The 18,865-nt window shown below is 68.1% G+C and carries 17 protein-coding genes; 15 read left to right on the forward strand and 2 right to left on the reverse strand.

Translation table 11 applies throughout. The features are described 5' to 3' along the window. Nucleotides 1-36 precede the first annotated feature (36 nt). From argC to AC1DES_RS17150, 10 genes are all read left to right on the forward strand, one after another. The gene (gene argC, locus AC1DES_RS17105) at nt 37-1,068 is read left to right on the forward strand and encodes an N-acetyl-gamma-glutamyl-phosphate reductase (RefSeq protein ID WP_476896899.1); all 1,032 of its coding nucleotides are present in this window, start codon (nt 37-39) and stop codon (nt 1,066-1,068) included. After that, entirely contained in the window at nt 1,065-2,231 is a 1,167-nt protein-coding gene (argJ, locus tag AC1DES_RS17110) for a bifunctional glutamate N-acetyltransferase/amino-acid acetyltransferase ArgJ (RefSeq protein ID WP_476896900.1), read from the forward strand. The genes argC and argJ overlap by 4 nt, the downstream gene beginning before the upstream one ends. Before the next feature lie 25 nt (nt 2,232-2,256). Beyond that, nucleotides 2,257-3,216, forward strand: coding sequence for an acetylglutamate kinase (gene argB, locus AC1DES_RS17115; protein ID WP_476896901.1), 960 nt, complete (start codon nt 2,257-2,259; stop codon nt 3,214-3,216). Between the two features lie 146 nt (nt 3,217-3,362). Further along, nucleotides 3,363-4,604 carry an acetylornithine transaminase gene (locus AC1DES_RS17120; RefSeq protein WP_476896916.1) on the forward strand — a complete coding sequence of 414 codons (1,242 nt, stop codon included), beginning with the start codon at nt 3,363-3,365 and terminating at the stop codon, nt 4,602-4,604. Further along, nucleotides 4,601-5,620, forward strand: coding sequence for an ornithine carbamoyltransferase (gene argF / locus AC1DES_RS17125; protein ID WP_476896902.1), 1,020 nt, complete (start codon nt 4,601-4,603; stop codon nt 5,618-5,620). The genes AC1DES_RS17120 and argF overlap by 4 nt, the downstream gene beginning before the upstream one ends. Then, on the forward strand, nt 5,620-6,150 hold the full coding sequence (locus AC1DES_RS17130) for an arginine repressor (RefSeq protein ID WP_476896903.1): 531 nt from the start codon (nt 5,620-5,622) through the stop codon (nt 6,148-6,150). Before argF ends, AC1DES_RS17130 begins: the two co-directional genes overlap by 1 nt. A 110-nt stretch (nt 6,151-6,260) precedes the next feature. Beyond that, entirely contained in the window at nt 6,261-7,466 is a 1,206-nt protein-coding gene (locus tag AC1DES_RS17135) for an argininosuccinate synthase (RefSeq protein ID WP_476896904.1), read from the forward strand. Then, nucleotides 7,463-8,953 (forward strand): argininosuccinate lyase, encoded by a 1,491-nt coding sequence (gene argH, locus AC1DES_RS17140; RefSeq protein WP_476896905.1) that lies wholly within the window; start codon nt 7,463-7,465, stop codon nt 8,951-8,953. The genes AC1DES_RS17135 and argH overlap by 4 nt, the downstream gene beginning before the upstream one ends. A 192-nt stretch (nt 8,954-9,145) precedes the next feature. Next, nucleotides 9,146-9,676: a pyridoxine/pyridoxamine 5'-phosphate oxidase gene (locus AC1DES_RS17145; RefSeq protein ID WP_476896906.1), complete on the forward strand. Its 531-nt coding sequence runs from the start codon at nt 9,146-9,148 to the stop codon at nt 9,674-9,676. A 38-nt stretch (nt 9,677-9,714) separates the two neighbouring features. Beyond that, nucleotides 9,715-10,452: a maleylpyruvate isomerase family mycothiol-dependent enzyme gene (locus tag AC1DES_RS17150; RefSeq protein ID WP_476896907.1), complete on the forward strand. Its 738-nt coding sequence runs from the start codon at nt 9,715-9,717 to the stop codon at nt 10,450-10,452. Between the two features lie 58 nt (nt 10,453-10,510). Here the strand turns inward: AC1DES_RS17150 and AC1DES_RS17155 are convergent, their stop codons facing one another. Beyond that, nucleotides 10,511-11,023, reverse strand: coding sequence for a methylated-DNA--[protein]-cysteine S-methyltransferase (locus tag AC1DES_RS17155; RefSeq protein WP_476896908.1), 513 nt, complete (start codon nt 11,021-11,023; stop codon nt 10,511-10,513). Beyond that, nucleotides 11,020-12,591, reverse strand: coding sequence for a DNA-3-methyladenine glycosylase 2 family protein (locus tag AC1DES_RS17160; protein WP_476896909.1), 1,572 nt, complete (start codon nt 12,589-12,591; stop codon nt 11,020-11,022). Before AC1DES_RS17160 ends, AC1DES_RS17155 begins: the two co-directional genes overlap by 4 nt. A 90-nt stretch (nt 12,592-12,681) precedes the next feature. Between AC1DES_RS17160 and AC1DES_RS17165 the strand changes: the two genes are divergently transcribed. The 5 genes from AC1DES_RS17165 to tyrS all read left to right on the forward strand — a co-directional run bounded on the left by AC1DES_RS17165 (nt 12,682) and on the right by tyrS (nt 18,301). Beyond that, the gene (locus tag AC1DES_RS17165) at nt 12,682-13,353 is read left to right on the forward strand and encodes a DNA-3-methyladenine glycosylase (RefSeq protein WP_476896910.1); all 672 of its coding nucleotides are present in this window, start codon (nt 12,682-12,684) and stop codon (nt 13,351-13,353) included. A gap of 64 nt (nt 13,354-13,417) precedes the next feature. After that, complete coding sequence (locus AC1DES_RS17170) at nt 13,418-14,008, forward strand: hypothetical protein (protein WP_476896911.1); 591 nt, start codon at nt 13,418-13,420, stop codon at nt 14,006-14,008. Beyond that, entirely contained in the window at nt 14,005-14,562 is a 558-nt protein-coding gene (locus AC1DES_RS17175; RefSeq protein ID WP_476896912.1) for an adenine phosphoribosyltransferase, read from the forward strand. Before AC1DES_RS17170 ends, AC1DES_RS17175 begins: the two co-directional genes overlap by 4 nt. Before the next feature lie 121 nt (nt 14,563-14,683). Continuing rightward, complete coding sequence (locus AC1DES_RS17180; RefSeq protein ID WP_476896913.1) at nt 14,684-16,912, forward strand: HelD family protein; 2,229 nt, start codon at nt 14,684-14,686, stop codon at nt 16,910-16,912. Between the two features lie 75 nt (nt 16,913-16,987). Continuing rightward, complete coding sequence (tyrS, locus tag AC1DES_RS17185; RefSeq protein ID WP_476896914.1) at nt 16,988-18,301, forward strand: tyrosine--tRNA ligase; 1,314 nt, start codon at nt 16,988-16,990, stop codon at nt 18,299-18,301. Nucleotides 18,302-18,865 lie beyond the last annotated feature (564 nt).

Below are 18,865 nucleotides of genomic sequence, written 5' to 3' on the forward strand. Positions count from 1 at the left end.
GGCATCTATGCATAATCTTGCTGTATAGTCGTGCCTATGACTATTTCTGTTGCCGTCTCCGGCGCAAGCGGCTATGCCGGCGGCGAGGTGCTGCGGCTCCTCGCCGGTCATCCCGACGTCACGATCGGCGCCATCACAGCGCACAGCAACGCCGGTTCCAGACTAGGGGAAGTGCAGCAGCATCTCCATGGCCTGGCCAGCCGCATCCTCGAAGACACCACGGTGGATAACCTGTCGGGGCACGACGTCGTGTTCCTGGCACTTCCGCACGGGGCCTCCGCCGGGATCGCGGCGCAGTTGCCTGCCGGCACGCTCGTGATCGACGCCGGTGCCGACCACCGGCTGGAGGATCCGGCCGCCTGGGAAAAATTCTATGGCTCACCGCACGCCGGGACCTGGCCCTACGGCCTTCCGGAGCTACCCGGCCAGCGCGAAGCGCTCCGCGGCGCCAAGCGGATCGCCGTCCCGGGCTGCTACCCGACGTCGGCCCTGCTGGCACTGACTCCAGGTTTCAGCAACCACCTCCTGGAAGGCGGGGACGTCGTCATTGTTTCCGCCTCGGGCACTTCCGGCGCCGGCAAGGCCGCCAAGGCCAACCTGATCGGAGCCGAGGTCATGGGGTCCATGAGCCCCTATGGCGTCGGCGGCGGGCACCGGCACACGCCGGAGATTGAACAGGGCCTCTCCAAGGCACTGCATGGGCCGGTCACGGTCTCTTTCACGCCCACCCTCGCTCCCATGAGCCGGGGCATCCTCACGACGGCGACCGCGAGGATCCGGCCGGGCGTCACCGCCGGCGAACTGCGCCGCGCCTGGAGCGAGGCGTACGACGACGAGCCGTTCGTCCACCTGCTCCCGGAAGGCCAGTGGCCCTCCACCAAGTCGGTCCAGGGATCCAACCACGCCGTTCTGCAGCTGGCGCTCGACGCCCGCATCGGCCGCGTCATCGTCACCTGCGCCATCGACAACCTGACGAAGGGCACGGCCGGCGGCGCCGTGCAGTCCATGAACATTGCCCTCGGCCTCGCGGAAACCGCCGGCCTCAACCTGCAGGGAGTCGCACCGTGAGCATCACCGCACCCAAGGGATTCCGCGCCGCCGGAGTCACAGCCGGCCTCAAGGCCTCCGGCAACCCGGACATGGCCCTCGTGGTCAACGACGGCCCTTCCAAGGCCGCCGCCGCCGTCTTCACCTCCAACCGTGTGGCCGCCGCCCCCGTCCACTGGTCCCGGGAAACCGTCAAGGACGGCCGGGTGGACGCCGTCATCCTCAACTCCGGCGGAGCCAACGCCTGCACCGGACCGGAGGGCTTCCAGAACACGCACACCACTGCGGAGAAGACGGCCGAGTCCCTGGGCATCTCGGCTACGGACGTCGTCGTATGCTCCACGGGCCTGATCGGTGAACAGCTCCCCATGGACAAGATCGTTCCCGGGATCGGCGCAGCCACGGCCGCGCTGACCACGGACGGCGGCGCCGCAGCCGCCACGGCCATCATGACCACCGACTCGGTGTCCAAGCAGGCAGTGTTCACCGGCGCGGACGCCGAAGGCAACGAATTCACCATCGGCGGCATGGCCAAGGGCGCCGGCATGCTCGCCCCAGGACTCGCCACCATGCTCGTGGTCCTCACGACGGACGCGGACGTCCAGCCGGAAATGCTCGACGTCGTGCTCCGCGACGCCACCCGTGTCACCTTCGACCGCGCTGATTCGGACGGCTGCATGTCCACCAACGACACCGTGGTCCTGCTCGCCTCCGGCGCTTCCGGCGTCGTCCCCTCGGCCGTAGACTTCGGCGCCGGCCTGACGCAGGTTTGCGCGGAGCTGGCCAGGAAGCTGATCGGCGACGCCGAGGGTGCCAGCCACGACATCGCGATCCGCACCTTCAACGCCGCCACCGAGCTGGACGCGGAGACCGTCAGCCGCGCGGTCGCCCGCTCCAACCTGTTCAAGACCGCCATCTTCGGCAAGGATCCGAACTGGGGCCGCGTGCTCTCCGCCGTCGGCACCACGGACGCGGCCTTCGAGCCGGACCAGCTGAACGTGTCCATGAACGGCATCCAGATCTGCCGCAACGGCAGCATCGGCGACGACCGCAGCCTCGTGGACCTGGAACCGCGCGAGGTGCTCGTCGAGATCGATCTCCAGGCCGGCGGCGCCGAGGCCACGATCCTGACCAACGACCTCACGCACGACTACGTCCACGAAAACAGCGCCTACTCAAGCTAGGCCGTTCCCGGAGGGACGAAAAACCATGAACACCCAGACCCGCGAGACCACATCCATGGCCGACGCCCAGGACAAGGCCGCCACCCTGATCGAGGCGCTGCCCTGGATCCAGCGCTTCGCCGGCACCACCATGGTGATCAAGTACGGAGGCAACGCCATGGTCAACGACGGGCTCCGCCGGGCCTTCGCGGAGGACGTCGTGTTCCTTCACCATGTCGGCATCCACCCCGTCGTCGTGCACGGCGGCGGCCCGCAGATCAACGCCATGCTCAGCCGCCTCGGCATCGAGTCCGAATTCAAGGGCGGCCTCCGCGTCACGACGCCCGAGGCCATGGACGTGGTGCGCATGGTCCTGACCGGCCAGGTCGGCCGGGAACTCGTAGGCCTGATCAACTCCCATGGCCCCTACGCCGTGGGCATGTCCGGGGAGGACGGCGGCCTGCTCCGCGCGGTCCGGACCGGCACCGTGGTGGACGGCGAGGAGGTGGACCTGGGCCTGGTCGGTGAGGTGGTCGGCGTGAACCCCGAGGGCATCCTGGACATAGTGGCCGCCGGCCGGATCCCGGTCATCTCCACCGTTGCGCCGGAGATCTTTGACGACGGCACCCCCGACAGCCTGCAGCGGGCCCAGACCACCGGCCAGGTCCTGAACGTCAACGCCGACACGGCGGCGGCGGCGGTCGCGTCAGCACTCGGTGCATCCAAGCTGGTCATCCTGACCGATGTCGAAGGCCTCTACGCCAACTGGCCGGACCGTTCCTCGCTCATCTCGTCGCTGACAGCTTCGGAGCTGCGCGAGATGCTGCCGCGCCTTGAGTCCGGCATGATCCCGAAAATGGCGGCCTGCCTGAAAGCGATTGACGACGGCGTCGAGCGGGCGCACATCGTGGACGGCCGCCTGCCGCATTCGATGCTCCTGGAAACCTTTACGACCGCGGGTATCGGCACGCAGGTCGTCCCGGATGAGGAAGTGAACGCAAATTGAGCAGTACTGAACTGAGCCATTCCGCTGAAGGCCGCAGCAGCGATGGGGGGCCGGGTGTGGTCGGGCACCGCGATGGGCCCACGGCCTCCGCGGTCCCCGTCCGAGCTGGCGAGGACGGGGTGAGGCTGGGGACGGGCGGGGCCCCCATCGCTGCGGAGGCCGCCGCAACCACAATTGTTGCCAGCAGTAGCGGAGCCGATTGGCTCTCCCGCTACTCATCCTCCCTGCTGGGCGTCTTCGGCACCCCGCAGCGGGTCCTGGTCCGCGGAGCCGGCTGCCTCGTCTGGGACGCCGACGGCAAGGAATACCTGGACCTGCTCGGCGGGATCGCGGTCAACGCCCTGGGCCACGCCCACCCGTTCGTGACCTCGGTGATTTCCAGCCAGCTCGCCACCCTGGGCCACGTCTCCAACTTCTTCACGAGCCCGACGCAGATCGCCCTGGCCGAGAAGCTGCTGGAGCTCAGCCACGCCCCGGCCGGCTCCAAGGTCTTCTTCGCCAACTCCGGCACGGAAGCCGTCGAGGCCGCCTTCAAGCTAGCGCGCCGTAATGCCGGTCCGGACTCCAAACCGCGGACCAGGATCGTCGCCCTTGAGGGCGCGTTCCACGGCCGCACCATGGGTGCCCTGGCACTGACCTCCAAGGAAGCGTACCGGGCGCCGTTCGCGCCGCTGCCCGGCGGGGTCGTCCATGTCCCCTTCGGTGACATTGATGCCCTTCGTGCCGCGGTCGATGACACGACCGCCGCCGTTTTCCTGGAACCGATCCAGGGCGAGGCCGGGGTCCGCCCGCTGCCGGCCGGCTACCTCAAGGCTGCCCGGGAAGCCACGAGCGCAGCCGGTGCCCTCCTGATCCTCGACGAGGTCCAGACCGGAATCGGCCGCACCGGCAAATGGCTCGCGAGCGAGGACTCGGGGATCGTCCCCGACGCCGTCACCCTCGCCAAGGGCCTGGGCGGCGGATTCCCGATCGGCGCCCTCGTGACCTTCGGCCCGGAGACGTCCGGGCTGCTCACTGCCGGCCAGCATGGGACCACCTTTGGCGGCAACCCGGTAGCCACCGCGGCAGCCCTGGCCACCCTGCATGTGCTCGAAAACCAGCGCGTCCTGGCACACGTCCGGGAAGTGGGGGAGCATCTGCGCTCCGGCCTTGCCGCCATCGACGGCGTCACGGAGGTCCGCGGCGAAGGGCTCCTGATCGGGTTCGACCTCGACGCCGACGTCGCCCCGGGCGTCGTGGCCGCCGGACTCGACGCAGGCTTCATCGTCAACAGCCCCGGACCGCGCACCATCCGGCTCGCGCCGCCGCTGATCCTGACGGCCGAACAGGCCGACCGCTTCCTCGCAGCGCTGCCCGCGTTGCTCCAGACCGCAAAGGACGCCCAGTGACCGAGAATCCGAAGAGCCAGACCCGCCACTTCCTCAAGGACACTGACCTCTCCCCGGCCGAGCAGGCGGAAGTGCTTGAGCTCGCCGCCCGGATGAAGGCCGCGCCCTACAGCGTGCAGCCCTTCGCCGCGGAAGGCAGCGGCCGCAAGACCGTCGCCGTCATCTTCGACAAAACCTCCACCCGGACCCGGGTGTCCTTCGCCACCGGCGTGGCGGACATGGGCGGGAACGCGCTCATCATCAACCCGGGCGAGGCCCAGATCGGCCACAAGGAATCCGTGGAGGACACCGCCAGGGTGCTCGAGCGCATGGTGTCCACCATCGTGTGGCGCACCGGTGCGCACGCCGGCCTCGTCGCCATGGCCGAAAACTCCAAGGTTCCGGTGATCAACGCCCTGTGCGATGACTACCACCCCTGCCAGCTCCTGGCCGACCTGCTGACCATCAAGGAACACAAGGGCCAGCTCCAGGGCCTCACGATGAGCTACCTCGGCGACTCCGCCAACAACATGGCGAACTCCTACCTGCTGGCCGGCGTCACGGCAGGCATGCACGTGCGCATAGCCGGCCCGGAAGGCTACCTTCCCTCGCCGGAGATCATCGCCGCGGCCGAAGACCGCGCCTCGCAGACCGGGGGCTCCGTGCTGGTGACGGTCGACGCCGCCGAGGCACTGCTCGGCGCCGACGTCGTCGCCACGGACACCTGGGTGTCGATGGGCCAGGAGGACGAGAAGGAAGCCCGGCTGAAGCTGTTCCGCGACTACGCCGTGGACGAGGCAGCGATGAAGCTCGCGGCGCCCGACGCCGTCGTGCTCCACTGCCTTCCGGCCTACCGGGGCTACGAGATCGCCGCGGACGTCATTGACGGCCCGCAGTCCGTGGTCTGGGACGAGGCGGAAAACCGGCTCCACGCCCAGAAGGCGCTCATGGCCTGGCTCATGCACCGCTCCGGCCTGGCTCTGGTCGACGGGCTCTCGCCGGTCGGTGGGCCGGCGCCGGCGGAGGGGCTGGCCTAGTGTCCGCCCAGCCGGCCTCCCCGGGCGCCAGCCCGGCCACGAAGACGGCCAGGCAGGCGCGGATCACCGCGATCCTGACGGGCGAGTCCGTCCGTTCGCAGGCGGAGCTTGCGGCGCTCCTGGCGGACGACGGCGTCCAGGTCACCCAGGCGACGCTGTCCAGGGACCTCGTGGAACTGGGCGCGGTGCGGGTCCGCGGCAAGGACGGCGTGCTCGTCTACGCCGTACCGGGGGAGGGCGGGGAGCGTGCCGCCAAGAGCGGCGTGACCCAGGAGATCCTCGACGCGCGGCTGGCCCGGCTCTGCGGGGAACTGCTGGTCACCGCCGAAGCCTCCGCAAACATCGTGGTGCTGCGTACCCCTCCGGGAGCCGCGAATTTCCTGGCCCTCGCGATCGACCACTCCGTGATGCCCTCGATCCTGGGCACGATCGCCGGGGACGACACCGTCCTCCTGGTCACCCGGGACCCGTCGGGCGGCGCCGACGTGGCCGCCCGTTTCCTGCAGTTCGCCGAGGAAGCCGGCCAATAGCTGCGGTTGGCCTGCCGCAGGGGTGTGACAGGCTGTTCCGTAGACAAGTTTTACCCGACAGACTTTTTCCCAGACACAAAGCATCACCAAACAACGAAGGAGCATTTGACGTGACTGAGCGTATTGTTCTGGCCTACTCCGGTGGCCTGGATACTTCCGTAGCCATCGGCTGGATCGGAGAAGCCACCGGCGCCGAGGTCATCGCCGTGGCGGTCGACGTCGGACAGGGCGGCGAATCGCTGGAGACCATCCGCCAGCGCGCGCTGGGCTGTGGCGCCGTCGAGGCCTACGTGGCCGACGCGGGCGACGAGTTCGCCAACGAGTACTGCATGCCCACGCTGAAGGCCAATGCCCTCTACCAGGGCCACTACCCCCTGGTCTCGGCGATTTCCCGCCCGGTGATCGTCAAGCACCTGGTCAAGGCCGCCCGCGAATTCGGCGCCACCACGGTGGCCCACGGCTGCACAGGCAAGGGCAACGACCAGGTCCGCTTCGAAGTTGGCATCCAGACCCTCGGCCCGGACCTGAAGTGCATCGCCCCGGTCCGCGACCTCGCCCTGACCCGCGACAAGGCCATCGCCTTCGCCGAGGACAAGGGACTGCCGATCGAGACCACGAAGAAGAACCCGTACTCGATCGACCAGAACGTCTGGGGCCGCGCCGTCGAGACCGGCTACCTCGAGGACATCTGGAACGCGCCCACCAAGGACATCTACGACTACACCGCCACCCCTGAATTCCCGCCGGCACCCGATGAGGTCACCATCTCCTTCGAAGCCGGCGTGCCGGTAGCGATCGACGGCGTCAAGGTCACCCCGCTGCAGGCCATCAAGGAACTCAACCGCCGCGCCGGCGCGCAGGGCGTGGGCCGGATCGACGTCGTCGAGGACCGCCTGGTCGGCATCAAGTCCCGCGAAATCTACGAGGCTCCGGGCGCCATGGCCCTGATCACGGCACACAAGCACCTCGAGGACATCACGATCGAGCGCGAGCAGGCCCGCTTCAAGGCGACCGTCGGCCAGCGCTGGTCCGAGCTGGTGTACGACGGCCAGTGGTTCTCCCCGCTCAAGCGCTCCCTCGACGCCTTCATCGACGACACCCAGCGCTACGTCTCCGGCGACATCCGCATGGTCCTCCACGGCGGCCAGGCGATCGTCAACGGACGCCGCTCCGAGACCTCGCTTTACGACTTCGACCTCGCCACCTACGACACCGGCGACACCTTCGACCAGTCGATGGCGCGGGGCTTTATCGAGCTGTGGGGCATGTCCGCCAAGGTTGCCTCCGGCCGCGACATCCGCGTCGCAGGCCAGTGATGGAGGGCCAGGGCCCACGGGCGCAGGGGGCCCCGGCCGAGCGAAGCGAGACTGCGGTGCGCCCGGGGACAAAGTCTGAAGCCACCAACACTGGCGCCCTGTGGGGCGGCCGGTTCGCCGGCGGCCCCGCGGACGCCCTCGCGGCGCTGAGCAAGTCCACGCACTTTGACTGGCGGCTGGCCCGCTACGACATCGCCGGGTCCAAGGCGCATGCCCGCGTGCTGCACAAGGCCGGCCTGCTGGACGACGCCGAACTGGAAGGCATGCTTGCCGCCCTGACGCAGCTGGACGGGGACGTCGCCTCCGGCGCCTACCTGCCGGCCGAGTCCGACGAGGACGTGCACGGATCCCTCGAACGCGGACTGATCGAGCGCGCCGGAGCCCAGCTGGGCGGCAAGCTCCGCGCCGGCCGGTCCCGCAACGACCAGGTGGCCACGCTGGGCCGGATGTTCCTGCGCGACCACGCCCGGATCATCGCCCGCGGCGTCCTCGCCACGATCGATGCCCTCGTGGCGCAGGCCAAGGCCCACCACGGTGTGGCCATGCCGGGACGGACGCACCTCCAGCACGCCCAGCCGGTACTGCTCAGCCACCACCTGCTGGCCCACGCCTGGGCGCTGCTGCGCGACGTGCAGCGGCTGGCGGACTGGGACAAGCGCGCCGGGGTCTCGCCCTACGGCTCGGGTGCCCTCGCGGGCTCCTCGCTCGGGCTGGACCCGGAGGCGGTGGCGGCGGAACTGGGCTTTTTCTCAGCCACGCACAACTCGATCGACGGGACGGCCTCCCGCGACGTCTTCGCCGAGTTCGCCTGGATCACGGCCATGATCGGCGTCGACCTCTCCCGGGTCTCGGAGGAAGTGATCCTGTGGGCCACAAAGGAGTTCTCCTTTGTCACCCTGCACGACTCCTACTCCACCGGCTCCTCGATCATGCCGCAGAAGAAAAACCCGGACGTGGCCGAGCTCGCCCGCGGCAAGGCCGGCCGGCTGATCGGCAACCTGACCGGGCTCCTCGCCACGTTGAAAGGCCTGCCGCTCGCGTACAACCGCGACCTGCAGGAGGATAAGGAGCCGGTCTTCGACGCCGCGGACACGCTGGAGGTCCTGCTTCCGGCCGTGTCCGGCATGATCGCGACGTTGACGTTCAACACCGAACGGATGGAGGCCCTGGCACCGCAGGGCTTCGCGCTGGCCACGGATATTGCCGAGTGGCTGGTCCGGCAGGGTGTTCCGTTCCGCGAGGCGCATGAGCTCTCCGGTGCCGCTGTGAAGCAGGCCGAAAGCCGCGGCGTCGAGCTCTGGGACCTGACGGATGCTGAGTACGCGGCCATCTCGGAGCACCTGACGCCGGAGGTCCGCACGGTCCTGTCCACCGAGGGGTCGCTCAACAGCCGCAATTCCCAGGGCGGCACGGCACCGGCCGCCGTCGAACGCCAACTGCTGGCCCTGGCGGCCGAGCTCGACGGCGTCCGCGGTTACGCCGGCTAGCAACGCACGCGAGAGGGGCCACGCCGGCAGGGTTCCCTGGCCGAGCTTGCGAGGCTAGGGTGCCGGTGGGGACTTCCGGTCGCATTTCCGCCGACGCTCCTGCACTGCCTGCAGGAGCGTCGGCGGATTTCCTGCCAAAGGTGAGGGGGCGTTGGGCGTTTGCCGCGGAAGTCTTCCCGCTAGCATTGCGGCATGAGCGAATCTTTCCGCGAGCTTCTGCGCTCCCTGCCGGATTTCCCGGACGAGTTGCCCGAGTTCGATCCCGCCACGGCTCCCGCGGACCCGGCGGAGTTGTTCCGGCTATGGCTTGCCGGTGCCCTGGCCGCCGGAGAGCGCCAGCCGAACGCCTGCAGCCTGGCCACGGCCGATGAACTCGGCCGGCCGTCCTCCCGCATGCTGATCCTGAAAGACATCGACGACGACGGCTGGCACTTCGCGACGTCCCGCGACTCCCGGAAGGGCCGGGAGCTCGCGGCAAACCCGCATGCGGCCTTGACCTTCTATTGGCAGCTGCAGGGCCGGCAGGTGCGGGTCGCCGGGGACGTCGTGGAGCTGTCCGCCGCGGCGTCAGCATCCGACTGGAACGCAAGGCCCGGCGCGGATGGCGGTGAGAACCCCAGCTGGCAGCTGTACGCAGTCCGGCCCCGCGAGATTGAATTCTGGCAGGCCCGCCACGACCGCCGGCACATCCGCCACCGCTACGGCCCGGCGGTCCCCAGTTAATCCCCGTTAATCGGCTTGCTCCGGTTAGGATGGGCGCCATGACCGCAATCACACCAGAAAAGCTGCTGGAAGAACTCCACGGGGCAGCGGATATCGTGGCCGGAATCGCCGCCAACCTCACGGACCAGGACGTCAGGTCGCGCTCAGAGCTGCCCGGCTGGACCCGCGGCCACGTGCTGGCACACATCACGGGCATCGCCAACGCGATGGCGCGCCAGCTTGAACACGCCGCGCGCGGCGAAAGCATTGAGCTCTACGACGGCGGCTACGAGGGCCGCACCCGCGCCATCGATCTGGCCGCGGGACACAGCCTCGAGGAACACCGCGCCGACCTGGACGCCGCGCTGGAATGGGCCTTGCGTGCTTTCGACTCCCTCGACGCGGCGGGCTGGCGCGAGCCCATCACCTACCGCGGGGGAGTCGTGTTCGACGGCGGCCTGGCGCTTTGGCGCGAACTCGTCATCCACTCCACCGATCTTGGCACCGGCCGCGGACCGGAAACGTGGAGCCGGCCCTTCTGCGGGCACCTCTTCGACTTCCTGTCCGCCCGGGTGCCGGCGGGGCAGAAGTTCGTCCTGCAGCCGCTCGGACTGCCGGCTATTGCCATCGGCACCGGTGGCAGGTCCACGGTGATCAACGGCATGCTGACCGACATTGCGGCCTGGCTCGCCGGCCGCACGCCGACTCTCGGCAGCCTGCGCGCCACTGCGGCGGCCGACGGCGTCGACCTCCCCGCGCTCCTGCCGTGGCCGGCCGGGGTTCCGGTGAGCAACTAGCACACGCGGCTCAGCCGGCGCAGCTCACTTCAGGACGCCGTTCAATCCGGGGCAGCGCTCAATTCATCGCAAGCGCCACTGCCCGTTCGCGGTCCAGAAGGCTCTCTTTGATGGCGAGCCCCCAGCGGAAACCGCCCAGGGTGCCGTCGGTGCGGATGACGCGGTGGCAGGGAACGAACAGGGCTGCGGCGTTGAAGGCGCACGCACTGGCGGCCGCCCGGACGGCCTTGACGTTCCCGGACAGCGCGGCGTACTCCGTGTACGTCACGGGGCGGCCAGGCTCCACTTTCCGCAGCACGTCCCAGGCATGGTTGCGGAAGGGGCCGGACTTCTGCAGCACGGGCACTTCCATGGCCTGCCCTGGATTGCCGGCGTAGAACGCCTCCACGGCTTCGGAGATGGCGGCGAGATCCGGGACGGGCTCGTAGCCGGTGGGCAGGAGCTCCGCGTGGATCTGGCCCGTCAGCTCGCCGGGAACGGCGGTCCAGCCCGAGGCCAGCACGGCGCCATCGCGGGCAATGATGGTGAAGGGACCGTCCGGGGTAGACATGGTCAACAGCTGGGCTTTCATGGTTTCGCTTTCTTCGGAGTCTGCGCCGGGGTGAGAAGTTTCTTGCGTGCCGCGGCCTGGGCTGCTGCGGCGGCAAGCCAAAGGTGCATGGTGGCGTATGAGCGCCATGGGCTGACGCCGCGGAAATCAGGTGCCAGGGCCGTGCTGGAAGGGGCCGTGCCGGCCAGGGCTGTGCTGGAAGGGGCTGTGCCGGACATCGCCGGCCCGATGACGGCCGCCCGGAGGGAGCGGATGCCGTTGCGGACCGCCGCGTCGTTGGCGAGGAACACGTCCGGGGCGCCGATGACGCGCATCGCGACGTAGCCCACCGTCCAGGGCCCCACGCCGGCCAGCGGGAGGAGCTTGGACTCCAGCCCGGGCAGGTCATCGCCATAGCCAAAATCGAGCTCCCCGGAGGCCATGGCAGCGGCGGCGCCCCGGATGGAGTCAATGCGCCGCTGCGGACCGCGGAGCAACTCGAACCCGGTCTCCGCGATCTGTTCCGCCGTGGGAAACATCCGGTGCAGGCCATCTGCGGGAACCAGGCTTTCGCTCCCGGCCTCGGAGAGCTGAACCAGGGCCGTCCGGGCTGCTGCGACGGTGATCTGCTGCCCGATCATCGCCCGGATCAGCAGCTCCTGCGGATCGAATGACCCGGGCATCCGCATGCCGGGCGTCCGCTCCACGCTTGCGGCCAGGCGCGGGTCGGCGGCGAGGGCCCCGTCGATGGCGAGCGGATCGGCGTCGAGATCCAGCAGGCGGCGGACGCGGCTGAGCAGCGAGGAAAGGTCCCGGAGGTCGACGGCACCGATCGTCAGGACGAGCGGACGGCCGGGGGCACCGGCGTCGAAGTCCACCCGGAACCGCGCATCCCCGTGCGTCAGCCGCAGGGTCCTGGCGTAAGAGCTGGACGTCCCTTCCTCGATGCCGGGGACGGCGCGGACGGCGAGGAAGTCGAAAATGCCCGGATCGAACGGCTCCCGGTACGGCAGGTTCAGCGTCAGGGCTGTCGAGGACGCCGGGGCCCGGTGGTGCCTCGCCGTGGCCCGGAGCGCGGAGGGCGTCATGGCAAAAACTTCGCCGATGGTCTCGTTGAACTGGCGGACGCTGCTGAACCCGGCTGCAAAGGCGACGTCGGACACCAGCATGTCCGTGGAGACGAGCAGCGTGCGGGCCGTCTGGGCCCGGCTGGCACGGGCCAGCGACAGCGGACCCGCGCCGAGCTCGTGGCTGAGGATCCGGTTGAGCTGGCGTGAGGAATAGCCCAGCCGGGATGCGAGACCCTCCACGCCGTCGCGGTTGATCACGCCGTCGTTGATCAGCCGCATGGCCCGGCCGGCGATGTCGGAGCGGAGGTTCCAGGCGGGCGTGCCCGGCACGGCTTCGGGGAGGCAACGCTTGCAGGCCCGGTAGCCGGCATCATGGGCCGCGGCGGACGTCTCGTAGAACGTGACGTTGGCCGCTTTCGGGGTCCGGGCCGGGCAGGAGGGCCGGCAGTAGATGCCGGTCGTCCGGACAGCGGTATAGAACTGCCCGTCGAAACGGGTGTCGCGGGCATCGATTGCCCGGTAGCGCTGCCAAAAGTCCATGGGTCCATCCTGCCAGCTTCCCGGTTCGCCTGCTAGCGGAATTCGGACACGGGCGTGGAGCCCGTTGCCCGGAGTTGTTAAAGTCTGAATATGAGTACCAATCCATCGGCCGCCGCTACGCCACCGGCGTTCGACGCGAACCGGACCCTGCGCGAGGTGCTTTCGGCGGATGCCAGGCACGTCGCGCCGTTGCTTCTCGGCGCCGTCCTGACGCACGACGGGCGCGAAGGCACGGTCTCGGTGCGGATCACGGAGGTGGAGGCCTACCTCGGACCGCATGACTCGCTGCACCCGGATCCCGGCTCGCATACCTTCCGCGGCGCGACACGGCGGAATGCGCCGATGTTCGGCCCGGCGGGCCACCTCTACGTGTACTTCACGTACGGGATGCACCACTGCGCCAACATCGTCTGCGGACCCGAGGGCATGGCCTCGGGACTGCTGCTGCGGGCCGGCGAGGTCGTCGCGGGACAGGACGTGGCACTGGCCAGGCGCCCGACGTCGAAATCCGCCAAGGACCTGGCGAGCGGCCCCGCACGGCTCGCCACGGCGCTTGGGCTGACGACTGCGGACAGCGGGCGGGACGCACTCGGCGCGCCGTTCCGGCTGGAATTGCCGGTGGCTCCGGCCGCCGACATCAGCTCAGGTCCGCGCGTGGGAGTCTCCGGCGCCGGCGGCACGGACGACTATCCCTGGCGGTTCTGGCTCAGTGGCGACCCGACCGTGTCCCGCTACAAGGCCGCGAAGGTCAGGACCGCGTAACCGGGCACGCCAGCGGGTGCCCGGCATCCGCACTGGAGCACCGCACAGGGGATGATCAAGCATTATGGGCGAAGGCAAGCGTGGGAAGCCGGCCAGCGAGCTGGAAAGGCTCCATATCTTTGAGAAGCTGGCCGCGGAGTACTTCCGGATGGTTGAGCTATTCACACCCCGTGGAGGGCCCGTTCCCCCCGACGCCATGGAGTGGGAGCGCAGGCACTGGGTCGAGCTCTTCCGCGCGGCCCTGTTGCGCAAGTTCATCGTTCCCGAGGAGCACGTATCGCTCAAGCTCGTGGTGAGGGCCCTGCGTCTGTGCAACACCTCATCAGAGGGCAGAGTGGAGGCGGGCGCAGATGAAGTGGCCCACTTGTTCACTGCCGAGATGATCCGGGACCGGCAGCCGCTGATGTCAGAATCGGCCCCGGATGAAGCGCGTGACCTGTTCGAGGACGTTCTCTATGGACGGCTCCTCCACGGTGACGCCGACAGGTTCCACCGCGCCGGCTGGGCGGAGGACTACGCCCGGATGAGCGCCGTGGCGGCCGAAAGGTTCGAGGCGGAGCGCGCGCTCAGAAAAGCCCTCGACGTCGTCAGGTACGGCCTCGCGAACGGCCTCCTGCGGCTACCGGAACCGCCAGCCAGTAAGGTGGACGGGTGAATCCAAGCGAGTCGAACCAGAACAAAACAGCGAAGCCGGTGGACGGGCTGATCAGCAGCCTGTGCGCAACTATCCCGGACTATCCCAAACCCGGAATCAGCTTCAAGGACCTGACCCCCGTCTTCGCCGACGGCCCCGCACTGAAGGCAGTGGTCGACGCCCTCGTCGGACCATTCAAGGGCCAGTTCGACGCCGTCGCCGGCGTCGAGGCCCGCGGCTTCCTGCTCGCAGCGGCCGCGGCGTACGCCACAGGCACCGGAGTCATCACCGTCCGCAAGGCCGGCAAACTGCCGCGTGCTGTTGTGTCCGAGGACTATGCGCTCGAATACGGCACGGCCACCCTCGAGCTGCACACCACGGACCTCGCTCCGGGGAGCCGGGTCCTGATCCTCGATGACGTGCTCGCCACCGGCGGCACCCTGGGCGCAGCCGCCCGGCTGTTCGAACGGTGCGGTATCCACGTCGCGGGCATCGGCGTGGTGATGGAGCTCGACGACCTGTCCGGCCGCGAGGCCTTGAGCGGCTATCCGGTCCGCTCCCTGCTGCGCCTTTAGCTGGACCATTCCGGCCGGACCGGTACAATTCCCTGACTAACATTGCCTCGACATGTTCAGACGGGTTCACCGAAATGGTTGTAGAATGGACGGTCCGTCTTTTTCGATAGGGGAACGTTCGATGCACGACGCTGATTTGGCCCATGAACGCGACTATGTGGCCGGACTCTATGCCCGGCTCGATGAGTTGCGGGCAGAAAAGCGCGCACAGCTGGCCCAGGTACGCCGCGCCGGTGCCGTGGGCACCATGCAGAATGTCTCCGAACGTGACGCCTTCGCGGCGCTCTATGAGGACCGCCTCGCCCAGCTCGACGCCGTCGATGACCGCCTCGTGTTCGGCCGCCTGGACCTTGATTCCGGGGAGGCGCAGTACATCGGCCGCATCGGCCTGACAACCGAGGACCTGCAGCGCCTCATGGTGGACTGGCGGGCACCCGAAGCCGGCCACTTCTACCAGGCCACCGCGTTCGACCGCCAGGGTGTCCGCCGCCGGCGCCACCTGATTCTGCAGGGACGCGAGGTCAAGGCGATCGAGGATGACGTGCTCGACGCCGACATGCTCGCCGACAACGATTCCCTCCAGGGCGAAGGCGCCCTGCTGGCCGCACTGAACTCCAAGCGGACCGGCCGCATGTCGGACATCGTCGGCACCATCCAGTCCGAGCAGGACCGGATCATCCGCTCCTCCATCTCCGGCGCCCTCGTGGTCCAGGGCGGCCCGGGCACCGGCAAGACTGCTGTCGCGTTGCACCGTGCTGCGTACCTCCTGTACACCCACCGGGAACGCCTCAAGACGGCGGGCGTGCTTTTGGTGGGCCCGACGTCGTCGTTCATGAAATACATCGAACGCGTGCTGCCCTCCCTTGGCGAGACCGGCGTCGTGATGGCGAGCCTGGGCCGGCTCATGCCCGGAATCACCGCTGTCGCCGAGCCGGAATCCGACGTTGCCGCGATCAAGGGCCGGCTTGCGATGGCCGAAGTCGTCGCCAACGCCGTGGCCAACCGGCAGCGCATCCCGGCCGCGAACCGCATCCTCGAGGTCGACGGACGCAAGCTCGTCCTGACGCCGCGGCAGGTCCGGCGTGCCCGCGACAAGGCACGGGCCACCGGCAAGCCGCACAACGAGGCCCGTGTCTCCTTCGTCAAGATCCTGCTGCGCGAACTGACCGAACAGATGACGGAACTCGTGGAGGCCGGGAGCATCGGCAACAATGCCGACCGCTCCTACCTCGCCGAGGACGTGCGCTCCGCACGCGATGTCCGGATCGCCCTGAACTTGTGCTGGATGCCGATGACCCCGGAGAAGCTTGTGTCGGAGCTCCTGAGCAAGCCGGCCATCCTGGAAGCCTGCACCCCGAACCTCACCCCGGCCGAGCGGGCCTTGCTGCTCCGGCCCGCGGATGCGCCCTGGACTGAGGCCGATGTGCCGCTCCTGGACGAGGCCGCCGAACTCCTCGGCGAGCTTGACCCGGCGGCCGGCAGGGGACTGGCGCAACAGGAACACGACCGTGCCCGCGATCTCGCCAACGCCAAGCAGACGCTGGTCAACATGGAAACCGCGGGGGTCGATGTCCTCATTTCCGCCGAGGACCTGGTGGACCAGAACCAGGAGCGCGAGACCCGGCTGACCGCGGCGGAACGCGCCACGACCGACCGCACGTGGGCTTTCGGGCACATCGTGGTCGACGAAGCGCAGGAACTCTCGCCGATGCAGTGGCGCCTCCTCGTGCGCCGCTGCCCGCTGAAGTCCTTCACGATCGTGGGCGACATCGCCCAGACAAGCTCCGTCGCGGGTGCCAATTCATGGCACAGCGCCCTGGCCCCGATGTTTGGCGACCGCTGGCAGCTCGAGGAACTCACCGTCAACTACCGCACCCCCTCCCAGATCGCCGAGGCCGCCGCACGGATGGCCAACGCCGCCGGGCTCGTTGTCTCGGCGCCCAAGGCTGTCCGCGAAGGACGCTGGGCACCCGTCATTGACCGGGTCGACACGGGCGGGATCGTCAGCAAACTCGTTGATGTACTTCCCGGCGAGCTGGCCGCCATCGAGGGCGGCCTGCTCGCCGTGATTGCCGACGGCCCGCTGCTCCCGGAGGCCGCGGCAGCGCTGCGGGCGGTGTACGGCCGCCGCGTCGGGAACGGTGCCGGCAGCTATGCGCAGGACATCGTGGTCATCAGCCCCCGTGAGGCAAAGGGCCTGGAGTTCGACGGCGTCGTGGTCCTGGAGCCGACCGCCATGCTCAACCATGAGCACGGCCGGGTCGGGGATCTGTACGTCGCGATGACCCGGCCCACGCAGCGGCTGCGGCTCATCGCCGCCGCCGGCGTGCCGGCAGGCATCGAGGGCTAGGACAGGCGGCGGCGCCAGGCCGTCCGCCTGCGTCACCTGTGCTGCGGGGGTAGCGATCCTGCTACCTTAGATTCCGTGTCCCAGCTAAATAATCTCGATGCCCAGCAGAACGACTCCAGTTTCGCCAACATCTGGCAGGAACTGAAATGGCGTGGCCTTGTCCACGTCTCCACGGACGAGGCGGAGCTGGAGAAGCTGCTTGCCGGTGATCCCGTGACGTACTACTGCGGCTTCGATCCGACCGCGCCGAGCCTGCACCTGGGCAACCTGGTGCAGCTGTTGCTCATGCGCCGGATCCAGCTGGCCGGCCACAAGCCCCTCGGGCTGGTGGGCGGTTCCACCGGCCTGATTGGCGATCCGCGTCCGACGGCCGAGCGCACCCTCAACACCAAGGACACCGTGACGGAGTGGGTGGGGTACCTGCAGGCCCAGGTCCGCCGCTTCCTGAGCTTCGACGGCGACAACGCCGCCCGCATGGTCAACAACCTCGACTGGACAGCGCCACTGAGCGCCATCGACTTCCTCCGCGACATCGGCAAGCACTTCCGTGTCGGCACCATGCTGCGCAAGGATGCCGTTGCGTCCCGCCTGGGTTCCGACGAAGGCATCAGCTACACGGAGTTCAGCTACCAGATCCTGCAGGGCATGGATTACCTCCAGCTCTACCGCGACTACGACTGCGTGCTGCAGACCGGCGGTTCGGACCAGTGGGGCAACCTGACCAGCGGCACCGAACTCATCCGCAAGGTCGAGGGCAAGCATGTCCATGCCCTGGGCACGCCGCTCATCACGAACTCCGACGGCACCAAGTTCGGCAAGAGCGAGGGCAACGCGATCTGGCTTGACCCCCGGATGTGCAGCCCGTACGCCTTCTACCAGTTCTGGCTGAACACCGCGGACGGCGACGTCGCCGCACGCCTGAAGGTGTTCACGTTCCTGAGCCGCGCCGAGATCGAGGCACTGGAGCTCGCCGTCGCCGAACGGCCGTTCGCCCGGGAAGGCCAGCGGACGCTTGCCTACGAGGTGACCTCGCTCGTCCACGGCGCGGAGGCCACAGACAAAGTCATCGCTGCTTCGGCAGCGGTCTTCGGCAACGGCGACCTCACCTTGCTCGACGAGGCAACCCTGAAGGCCGCCACCTCGGAACTGCCTTCAGCCAATGTCGATGCCGGCGCCCTGGGGATCATTGAGCTCCTCGTCGCCTCGGGCCTGTCGGAAAGCAAGTCGGCGGCCCGCAGGACGGTGAATGAAGGAGGGGCGTACGTTAACAACGCGAAAGTCTCGGATCCGGAGGCCGTAGTTGCGCCCGGTGAACTGCTCCTTGGACGGTACCTATTGCTGCGCCGGGGTAAGAAGAACCTGGCAACGGTGGAAGTCACCGCGCCGTAGGACTCGTGCTCCCGGAGGCTGCCAGCATGCTCCTCCCCGGCCGATTTGCCCGGCAGGGGAGGAGCGTGTAGTGTCTTCTGAGTCGCCGCCGTTGAGTGGTGACAAACCCCCAACAAAACAGAGGCAGTTTTTCAGGCGCTAGGCGCTGAGATGGAAAATTTGCCTCACATTTTGCTGGGCGGATTCGCTCCACTAAGTGAAATTCGGGAGAATATCCCGGATTTGCAAAGTGGAAATGAATGAAATAAGCTATAAACATCGCAGCGAAGAAAAACGAAATAAAGAATTCATGGAAATGAATTATTTCGGCAAGTATTCGAATGTGTCTGTTGTTTGAGAACTCAATAGTGTGCCAAGTTTGTTGATACCAATTTATTGTATTGAATTGGTTGGATTGGCCAGGTTGCGCCACCCCGTGGTGTGGTCTGGTTTTTACAGCTGGTTTCAAATTTTGTGCAGCCGGCGCGTCCCGTTTTCCCGGGGGTGTTGGTTGTGTCTGTTTTTGTTTTACTTCAACGGAGAGTTTGATCCTGGCTCAGGATGAACGCTGGCGGCGTGCTTAAC

This window comes from Arthrobacter sp. 05T442 (assembly GCF_056395945.1).

Bases quoted from the DNA above. Each gene is read 5' to 3' on its own strand.
- AC1DES_RS17160 (WP_476896909.1), bottom strand. From the start codon at position 12,591: ATGGACTTTTGGCAGCGCTACCGGGCAATCGATGCCCGCGACACCCGT.
- AC1DES_RS17145 (WP_476896906.1), top strand. From the start codon at position 9,146: ATGAGCGAATCTTTCCGCGAGCTTCTGCGCTCCCTGCCGGATTTCCCG.
- AC1DES_RS17170 (WP_476896911.1), top strand. From the start codon at position 13,418: ATGGGCGAAGGCAAGCGTGGGAAGCCGGCCAGCGAGCTGGAAAGGCTC.
- AC1DES_RS17180 (WP_476896913.1), top strand. From the start codon at position 14,684: ATGCACGACGCTGATTTGGCCCATGAACGCGACTATGTGGCCGGACTC.
- argC (WP_476896899.1), top strand. From the start codon at position 37: ATGACTATTTCTGTTGCCGTCTCCGGCGCAAGCGGCTATGCCGGCGGC.
- AC1DES_RS17165 (WP_476896910.1), top strand. From the start codon at position 12,682: ATGAGTACCAATCCATCGGCCGCCGCTACGCCACCGGCGTTCGACGCG.
- argB (WP_476896901.1), top strand. From the start codon at position 2,257: ATGAACACCCAGACCCGCGAGACCACATCCATGGCCGACGCCCAGGAC.
- AC1DES_RS17150 (WP_476896907.1), top strand. From the start codon at position 9,715: ATGACCGCAATCACACCAGAAAAGCTGCTGGAAGAACTCCACGGGGCA.
- AC1DES_RS17155 (WP_476896908.1), bottom strand. From the start codon at position 11,023: ATGAAAGCCCAGCTGTTGACCATGTCTACCCCGGACGGTCCCTTCACC.